Genomic DNA, 9021 nt, shown 5'->3' on the forward strand with positions numbered 1-9021 from the left:
CTCAGTTTTCGTGTCCGAAAACTAAGACTCCCGCAGCAGACTAAAGTCCATAAAAAGAAATAAACCGCCCTAGCCGGACAAACTTGGGCGGTTTACTTAGTATAAGGCAAACTTAGACGAAGGCAGCCGCCAGGCGGCACCCTTTTCTTATGCTTATTATAACTTAAATTGGCAAATTTGCCATAAACAAAATATGCCTTTTAGAAATATATCAGCAAGTGAACCGTCTGGGTATTTCACCTTTTTTATTCTTCATCAACAAATTCAAAAACTTCTTCCACTGATTTACCAAAGTATTTGGCAATATCCATAGCCAACTTTAAAGAAGGGTTATATTTGCCATTCTCCAGATGAGATAATGTCTCTCTGCGAATTCCTAAAACTTCTGCCAATTCTCCTTGAGATAATTTTTGGGAACGGCGTAATTCATGTATTTTAGTAATAAGTTCAGCCATCAGCTACTCCCCATCTTTCTCCAGTTGATGGAATTTAAAACCAGTAACCAAAAATCCGACCCCTAACATTAAATGACCATATACCTGAAAAGAGACATTAAGTTTGAATATGTTATCAACACATAATAGGATTAAACATAAACATGTTATAAAATAGAACCCCTCACTCATTGCCCGTTCATGATACTTTATGGTCATTTCGTCGCCTGTCTCCCTTTTCCCAATAAGCCCATAGAGAAGAACCATAGTCATTAAAGCATTTATGCAAGCAGAAATAGAGAGCAAAATAATATTGTCATTACTGAATATATCCAAGAGACCTACTAAAAGCCATCCGCCACCCACACATATATAATACAAAAGATTATGTTTATCGAGGTTAATTTCCGGTCGTTTCATTTGCATCCCCCTTTTTGTAATAAATTTCTAACATTTGTTATATATTTGTAACACTTTCTGTTATAAATATATAACATTATTTTTGAGTAGTCAATATTTTTTTCAGGGCACACTAAAAGCCCCAGCTTTCGCGGGGGCCGTGGTGGTGCTAATAATCGTGGAAACAAAGAAATAACACCCCCTTTTTCTGTTCAAATTTTGCCATAGACAAAATATGCTTTTTAGAAGGTCGCATTTCTAATAATTTGTACCGCATTATTAACAATAATATGAAGTGAAACAAAACCAACAAGAATTTTACCAGTTTTCCAGCATATAATGCACCAGCCGTGATGAGTTCTTTGCGGCTTTTTGTTCAAAATCAGCAAAGCTAACTTGGGCACTGCCATCTGCCTTATCGGAAATGGCACGCAGGATTACAAACGGAATGTGGTTTTCATAGCAAACCTGGGCAATGGCCGCCCCTTCCATTTCTACACATGTACCGTCAAAGTCTTCGATTATACGGTCTTTTGCGTCCTGGGAGGAAATAAACTGATCGCCGGAGCATACACGTCCATCCACTGCCCTGATATTAGGCAGTGCCACCCTTATAGCCTCAAGGGCATTTTGGCGTAAAGTATCATCTGCTTTAAAGGCCACAAGCCCAGTGAATGGAATCTCCCCTTTTTTAAAGCCGATAACCTCCACAGTGAAGTCATGCTGTACCGCATCTTTAGAAATGACAATGTCACCAATATCCAGTTCATTACGGAGTGCACCGGCCACTCCGGTGTTGATGATATGGGTGACCTGGAAGTCATCCGCCAGAATCTGGGCACAGATGCCCGCATGGACTTTGCCCATACCGCTTTGCACTACCACCACATTCATTTTGCCAATATGCCCTTCGCAAAATTCCATGGAGGCTTTAGTCTCCCTGCGGGAAATTTCCATATTTTCTTTCAATGAATCCACCTCGGACTTCATGGCACCGATAATTCCTATTTTAATTTTGTAATCCTCATTGGGTGAATGAGCCTCAGAAATAACAGGGTCGAATTGACTCAGGCAACATAACATGGATAAAACAGTAAAAAGAACTAATATCCCTTTTTTCACCATAATCACATCCCTCATCTGTGTCATAGCTGACAGCATTAAAAATTATAATTGATCCCATGACAGAACCCGTATTAAAAATGGAACACTGCGGAAAGTCCCCCGGTAAGGCCTTCCTTCTTTCCCAAAAATCCGCTGAGGTTCAGATCAAGGGTAACATTACTATTGTCCCCAGGCTGGAAGGTGGCACCGATTTCACCGCGTAGGCTTGTACCGCTTATATCTGCCCCGCGAATGGCCACGCCATCAGCAAAGCCCGCGGCCCTGCCGCAGAACTCATGCCGTCAGGGCTTTTTTGCCGTTTAGGCTGCTTTTGTGGAAAACTCCCTTATGTTGGGTGTTAGGTGCCCCCCCTGTGAGGACATTTGTTGTTTCTCTTCCTTGATGTTCATTTTTTTCATTCCTTTCCCCTTAATATTACTTAAATAAATTTGTATTTTATACTAATAATCCGCCCATCTTCCTCTAATATACAACCTTGCATTTCAAAAATCCACCATTTTGGAGCGAACGGTCGAAATTTGCAACGAACGGTCGATTTTTAGACCAATTGACTTTTTTGTATAACAGTAATGTTATAGTAACAATAAAAAATCTCCCGCTGATTAGTAAAACCAATCAACAGGAGTGTGATTTAAACATTTCTTCCTAAATATTGCACCGTAACAACCCATACTGTTTTTTTTGCTTCATCAATACGAAAAATAGCAACATAGTTGTCAATCAATAGCTGTTTATAGCCTTTACCGGAATATCGGCCAGTTAATCTGTCTTGATGAGAATGTGGAAAAATATCCAGTCCCAATATTGCTTCTTTTATTCTATCCACCTGAGCTTTGGCATTTTCTGGAGCAAGTTTTTCATTTGCGATATATTTATAGATATTGTCAATATCCCTATAGGCTGCTCGCAATAATTTGACCTTATACTTAACCAAAATGCTTCTTCTCCAATTCCTCAAATGCAGTTTTTGCATCTACTGCTTCGCCAGTTTCGGCAAATTCCTTCTCCGCCTTATAAATTGCATAATCAATGCTATTTTCCCGCACAAAGCTATCGTATAGTTCACTGCTCATGACCACTAAATCACTGTAACCATTTTTGGTGATAAAAATAGGCTCTTTTGACTTGTGAGCAAGATAAGATATTTCATTTGTATTTCTTAAATCTTTTATAGGCACAATTAAAGGCATAATATCCGCTCCTTTTTTTCACTATTATGACATAATTATACCATATTTATGTAAATCCAACTATATAATTATACTAATTAAAACGGAGCTGCAAAATCAAAATAAAAAGGGCCTATCTATGACAGGCCCCGCTAAAAATTCATACGGTGAAAAATAACATAACGGGTGGCATGGGATAAGGACATGAAGCATGCTGAGCTTAAAATGACACATTAGCACTTAATATATTTATGCCGATATGAAGTGGCGGACGGCCGCGAAGCCCGTCCATACTAATTTACGATGATAAATAAATTGATGTGGCACTGTGAAGCAAATGAGTGCCCTATCCCATGACAGGACCCGTATAGCTTGTTAATATGACGACTTATCCTATTTCTTCCTTTAGTGCAGTACGCACCTTTTTTAAAATATCCAGATGCACATCCATTGGCAGTCTGTCTATGGTTGGTGCATTTTTTCTGGTGCAGCCGTCCACGCTGCCGGCAGCCACAATGGACTTAATGAGCTTCTTTTCCATTTCCTTGTCTGAAAGGAGATTTTTCCTATGCTTCAAGCTAAGCAGGGCGCATATTCCCCAGCCCCACCAGTTGGATACCCCGGCCACCAAGGGGATTTGGGCGCACTCCGAGGCACAGATTTCCACCCCATGGGGTACCTTGGCCTCAATGACATCCCGCAGGGCTCCCATACCGATTTCATTTCCCCCATCACCTATGGAGATGGTTACCGCCCCACGCTTTTGGGCCTCCTCAATTATACAGGAGCAATCCGTCAGCATATCGTCTATTATCTTGCCCCCCATATTGTGATAATGGCCATCCTTGGCCTTGCCGGGCCGCTCTAGGGTAATAAGGTGGGTGGGCTTAAAGGTGGACAGCTTGCGGATAATAAAGGCTTCCGTATCCTCATAGGGAATAAGGGTAGGGCGGGTTTTACAGCCAATGGTTTTCAGGGCAGCCTCAAAGGGCCTGTAGCCCTGACTGTCCGTCATGGGCATAACAGGGATCCCCAGCTTTTCCAGGGCCGCGGCAATATTGGCCGTTCCCAAGGGTCCATCCGTTTCTCCTATCCATTTATTTTCCCCCAGACGGGTGGGAAAGCCCGTCAAAAGCATAACCCTTTCCATATTGTCCAGGGCCCTGTCCAATTCCTTTACGGGATTGGGGGGCATGGTGGGAATTAAGCCACGCTCCCCCGGGTCCTCCTTCATTATATTGTCCAGCTTTTCATAAAAAGTCATGCTGCTCACTCCTCATAATGCTGATGTTCATTTTTTCTTGCTTTCCAAAAAATCATTTATTTCACTGTTCAGCTTATTGGTAATAAACATACAGCCTGGGGCATGGGTGATTACCAAAGGCAGCTTGGCGTGTTCAATTACCGCCTGGGGAGTAACGCCACAGGCCCAAAATACAGGGATTTCCCCTGGCTTGATAATTACCGGGTCACCATAATCAGGCTTTAGTACATCCTTTATGCCCAGCTTTTCCGGGTGACCGATATTTACCGGTGCCCCGTGGACATTAGGGAACATACTGGTGATGGCGTCGGCTATCATGGCGTTTTTCGGGTTCATTGGTCGCATGCTGACCACCAGCTCCCCCTTAAAAATTCCTGCCGGTTCACACATGGTGGTGGTCTTGAACATAGGCACGTTGCAGCCCATGGAAATGTGGCGAATATCAATATGGGACTCCATAAGAGCCTCTTCAAAGGAGAAGCTGCACCCAATGAGGAATACCACAAAATCCTCCTGCCAATATGGGGTGGCATCGGTAACTTCCTTGGTTAATACGCCATTTTCAAAAATACGGTATTTAGGAATATCCGTAAGAATGTTGGCCCCCTCTCCCATATCCTTCACGTATTTACTGCCGTGAATAACCTCCAATAATGGGCATGGTTTAGGATTTTTCCGGGCAAATTCCTCAAAGTCCCCGGCATATTTTTCCGGCAAAATTACCAGATTGGCCTGGGCGTAGCCATTGGCCATTCCCGAGGTCTGGCCCGTTATTTCCCCGTTTCTTATTTTTATCCATAAGTCCTCAGGACGCATATCTCCATATTCCGACACTGTAACCGCCTCCCTTTTTTCCTTCGACTTGACTAATTCTTCATTTTATTTCTTCCACGGACACCCGGAAAAGCTGTCCGTTAATTTTAAATTGGTAATTCCTTACTCCGGCCCGGCTGTCCGGCCATGCCATTTCTTCCATTGCTTTCCCTTCATCCGCAGCTTCTGCTTCTTCATCCATAAGGGCAATCTGCTCCTTCATGGCCTGCCGAAATTTAACGTAAATATCCTGAGCTTCCTCCACAGATATTACCTTAAAGATAATCTTGCTGCCAGGGGAGCATTGGGCCAAAAGGGGCAAATCCGCCGAAATAACCGTGGCTATTTTGGGATAACCGCCAGTAGTCTGATGGTCCGCCATCATAATAATGGGCTGGCCATTGGGCGGCACCTGAATGGAGCCAAAGACTATGCCGTCAGTAATCATGTCCCGTTGGGCAGCCCGCTGAATGACCTGTCCCTCCAGACGATAGCCCATACGGTCAGAGTCATTGGATACGGTATAAGCGGCCCCATCCAGGGCCTTTACTGCCTCCGGGGTGAAGTAATTCTCCTGGGGGCCTAGCACTATGCGGATTTCGTGGCTATCACCACGGTTATGCTCCTGCCACAGATGATGATGGGCCATAAATTCATGGTCCGTGCGGCGTATATGGTGAGCCCCGGAAATAATGGCCTTGGCCAATTCTGAGGGCTTCCCCGTATTCAGTACTTCCCCATTGTACAGCCTGCCGCCCTCTGCGCCGCCTATTCCCAACTTTAAATTGGTGGAATGGCTGCCCAGCACCAGCGGCACATCAATGCCTCCGTCGATGGCGATATAGGCTCTGGTTCCCGCCTCCATGGAGGCCACCTTTAAATGCTGTCCCTTATGCAAAATCAAGGACTCATAGGCATGAACCGGCCTGTTGTCCACCAACACCCTGGGCTCACCCCCGGTTACAGCCACCAGCACATCCTCACTGGCCTCCAGCTCCGGTCCCAGGCAGGTACATTCCAGCAGGGCAGCATTGTCATCGTTGCCCACCAGGGCATTGGCTATGCTGGCCGAATATTGGTCCATATCCCCGGACACCTGCATACCGCTGGCCTGATAGCCCATGCGCCCCTTATCCTGTATTGTGGTCATAAGTCCACTGTTAATTACCCTTATGCTCATTTTCCATCGCCCTAAATTCTTCCTTGGTAATCGGTTTAAATTTAACGTATTGCCCCGCCTTTAATAACACCGGCTCCTCCCGCTCCACATCATAGAGCTTTAATGGCGTCCGACCGATAATCTGCCAGCCGCCGGGAGATTGTACAGAATAGATACCCGTCTGCTCCCCGGCTATACCCACACTGCCGGCCTCAATTTTTAAACGGGGACTCGTTTTCCGGGGGGTGGCTATAGCCTTGTTCATCCCCCCCAGATAGGGAAAGCCAGCCACAAAGCCCAGCATATAAATGGGATATTCCGGCTCCGAATGAAGGCGAATAACCTCCTCCTCGCTGATATTATGGGCTCTGGCCACCTCCCCCAAATCCGGACCGTATTCGCCGCCATAGGCCACGGGAATTTCCACCACCTGCTTTGGTGGCATTTCCACTTCATCCAACTGGGTTACCAGGTCCTTAAGCTTGTCCCGCAACGGTCCATAGCGAAGCACCATCGGGTCATATTGAATAAGCAGGGAGCAATAGGTGGGAACCAGCTCCCCAAGCCCTGTGATGGGCTTTCGCTCCAGCACCGTTTTCAGGGCCATAACCTTATGATTTATTTCCAGACTGATTTCCTGTCCAAACTCCACCGATAGGGCACAGTCACCGACAGTAAGAATTCTCACATCTTCCATTATTTCAGGCTCCTAACCTCTATTCCGGCAGCTTCCAGGGCCTTGCGGATATTTTGTACCAGGGCTATGGCCTGTTCATTGTCGCCGTGAACACATATGCTGTCGGCCCTTATATTGATTTCCTTGCCATTTATGGAAATAACCTTCCCATCCCTGGCCATTTTTACGGCCCGTTCCATAGCCACCTGGGGGTCGTGAATGACAGCCCCGGGGACCCTTCTGTTTACCAGGGAACCATCATCATTGTAGGCCCGGTCCGCAAAGACCTCACTGGCAGCAGTTAAACCGCACTGTTCAGCTGCCTTCAGCATAACCGAGCCGGCCAGCCCCATGAATATCAGGCCTTTATCTACAGAGGCAATGGCTTTGCAAATACCAATTGCCAAGGCTTCATCCTTGGCAGCCATGTTATAAAGGGCCCCGTGGGGCTTAACATGCTGAAGCTCCATGCCCTGTCCCCCAGCAAAGGCCATAAGAGCTCCCAGCTGGTATTTAACGTAGGCCCCGGCCTCCTCAGGAGTGACGGTCATGGGACGGCGGCCAAAGCCCAGCAAGTCCGGAAAGCCCGGATGGGCCCCTACAGCCACCCCATATTTCTTGGCCAAAGCCACAGTGTTATCCATGATTAACGGATCACCGGCATGCCACCCGCAGGCCACATTTACTGAGGTCACATGGGGTATGACCGCCTCGTCCATGCCCATGGTATAGGCTCCAAAGCCTTCCCCCAAATCACAATTCAAATCAACACAACTCATAGCGTCCTCCATGGTTTACTATTCCATATCGCCAAATACAACAAAAGGAGCCCACATCTGACGAAAAGACATAGGCCCCTTAGTGTGTTGAGCCTCATCGCTCACGTATTCAAAATTAGTCCAGAGGTTGCCCCCTCAGTCATCTAAAGATGCCCCCCATCAGGAGGTGCTTCCCCTTATCCATTCAGCTTGGTACAGCCGGTATATTCAAAGTATTCACGTATCAGCTCATCCTTAAGACGGTTTCTGGTTTTAGGATCCTTATTCCCCGCCGGCTTGCCATCTACAGTGTCCACAAACAGCAGGAAATTGGAGGAGGAGGTAATGAAAATTTCATCAGCATCCATCAGCTCCTCCAGTGTATATTCCTGCTCATAAACCGGTATCCCCAGCCGGTAGCAGGCCTGAATCATGTGGGTCTTGGCGATGCCCCGCAGGATATATTGGTCATTTGGATGGGAAATAACCGCCCCATCCTTCATTATGGACACATTGCTGTGGGCGCATTCGGTAACGATGCCGTTGCGATGAAGAATGGTCTCCGCAACCCCCTTCTTGTGGGCCTTCTGGGAATATAATACCGCTGGCAATAAATTCAAGGTCTTGGAATTGCCATATTCAAACCGCAAATCCGGGTGGGTCTGAACCTTTATCGGGTGCTCCATATCGCCTATTTTAGAGGGGCGAATATACACCCAAATCTTCCCCATCATGCTTTCATCATATACGTGGTCCCGGGCAGCCAGACCTCTGGTTACCTGCCAATATACAAAATGGGTATGGCCCTCCACCTGCTTGGTCAAATCACATATCAGCCGGTGCAGCTCCTTCTTTTCCATAGGAATTTTAATATCCATGATATTGGCACTGCTGTAAAATCTGTCCAGATGATCCTCCAGCAAATAAGGAACATGATTACCCGCCGGAGTGGCTTCATACACACCATCGCCAAAGAAATGGGACCGATCATTAAATGGTATCATCACTTCATCAGGTGTACCCAATTTCCCATCATAATAAGCTAATTCTTTAAACATATAATCACTCCTATGGTTAAAAAATTAAGAAACACTTTCCCTTGGCTACATTTTATCATTTGACCAAAATAATTGCCAGACTTTTCCGAAATTTTCAGTTTTAATTACAATAAATATAATGGTACCAAGAATTTAGACCAGTACTTTATTTTTTAAGTGTGCATGA

At 45.7% G+C, this 9021-nt stretch carries 12 protein-coding genes; all 12 read right to left on the reverse strand.

Annotation, left to right across the window (positions count from 1 at the left end; all coding sequences use genetic code 11):
- Positions 1-245 precede the first annotated feature (245 nt).
- On the reverse strand, positions 246-455 hold the full coding sequence (locus tag Q0Y54_RS09615; protein ID WP_297966927.1) for a helix-turn-helix transcriptional regulator: 210 nt from the start codon (positions 453-455) through the stop codon (positions 246-248).
- Between the two features lie 3 nt (positions 456-458).
- Positions 459-854 (reverse strand): hypothetical protein, encoded by a 396-nt coding sequence (locus Q0Y54_RS09620; protein WP_297966930.1) that lies wholly within the window; start codon positions 852-854, stop codon positions 459-461.
- Between the two features lie 297 nt (positions 855-1151).
- Positions 1152-1958 (reverse strand): 5'-methylthioadenosine/adenosylhomocysteine nucleosidase, encoded by an 807-nt coding sequence (locus Q0Y54_RS09625; protein ID WP_297966933.1) that lies wholly within the window; start codon positions 1956-1958, stop codon positions 1152-1154.
- A gap of 71 nt (positions 1959-2029) precedes the next feature.
- Entirely contained in the window at positions 2030-2197 is a 168-nt protein-coding gene (locus tag Q0Y54_RS09630) for a hypothetical protein (RefSeq protein ID WP_297966935.1), read from the reverse strand.
- Positions 2198-2589: 392 nt separating this feature from the next.
- The gene (locus Q0Y54_RS09635) at positions 2590-2892 is read right to left on the reverse strand and encodes a type II toxin-antitoxin system RelE/ParE family toxin (RefSeq protein WP_297966939.1); all 303 of its coding nucleotides are present in this window, start codon (positions 2890-2892) and stop codon (positions 2590-2592) included.
- Positions 2885-3148: a type II toxin-antitoxin system Phd/YefM family antitoxin gene (locus Q0Y54_RS09640; protein ID WP_297966942.1), complete on the reverse strand. Its 264-nt coding sequence runs from the start codon at positions 3146-3148 to the stop codon at positions 2885-2887. The genes Q0Y54_RS09635 and Q0Y54_RS09640 overlap by 8 nt, the downstream gene beginning before the upstream one ends.
- Before the next feature lie 367 nt (positions 3149-3515).
- Complete coding sequence (locus Q0Y54_RS09645; protein ID WP_297966945.1) at positions 3516-4391, reverse strand: DUF4392 domain-containing protein; 876 nt, start codon at positions 4389-4391, stop codon at positions 3516-3518.
- A 27-nt stretch (positions 4392-4418) separates the two neighbouring features.
- Positions 4419-5225 carry a putative hydro-lyase gene (locus tag Q0Y54_RS09650; protein WP_297966948.1) on the reverse strand — a complete coding sequence of 269 codons (807 nt, stop codon included), beginning with the start codon at positions 5223-5225 and terminating at the stop codon, positions 4419-4421.
- Between the two features lie 40 nt (positions 5226-5265).
- A complete protein-coding gene (locus Q0Y54_RS09655; protein WP_297966951.1) occupies positions 5266-6384 on the reverse strand; it encodes a biotin-dependent carboxyltransferase family protein in 1119 nt (372 codons plus the stop codon).
- On the reverse strand, positions 6365-7060 hold the full coding sequence (pxpB, locus tag Q0Y54_RS09660; protein WP_297966954.1) for a 5-oxoprolinase subunit PxpB: 696 nt from the start codon (positions 7058-7060) through the stop codon (positions 6365-6367). Before pxpB ends, Q0Y54_RS09655 begins: the two co-directional genes overlap by 20 nt.
- Positions 7060-7818, reverse strand: coding sequence for a LamB/YcsF family protein (locus Q0Y54_RS09665; protein ID WP_297966957.1), 759 nt, complete (start codon positions 7816-7818; stop codon positions 7060-7062). The genes pxpB and Q0Y54_RS09665 overlap by 1 nt, the downstream gene beginning before the upstream one ends.
- A gap of 176 nt (positions 7819-7994) precedes the next feature.
- Positions 7995-8855 carry an aminotransferase class IV gene (locus tag Q0Y54_RS09670; RefSeq protein ID WP_297966960.1) on the reverse strand — a complete coding sequence of 287 codons (861 nt, stop codon included), beginning with the start codon at positions 8853-8855 and terminating at the stop codon, positions 7995-7997.
- Between the last annotated feature and the right edge of the window lie 166 nt (positions 8856-9021).

Source organism: uncultured Anaerovibrio sp. (genome assembly GCF_947302755.1).
Classification (GTDB): Bacteria; Bacillota; Negativicutes; order Selenomonadales; family Selenomonadaceae; genus Anaerovibrio.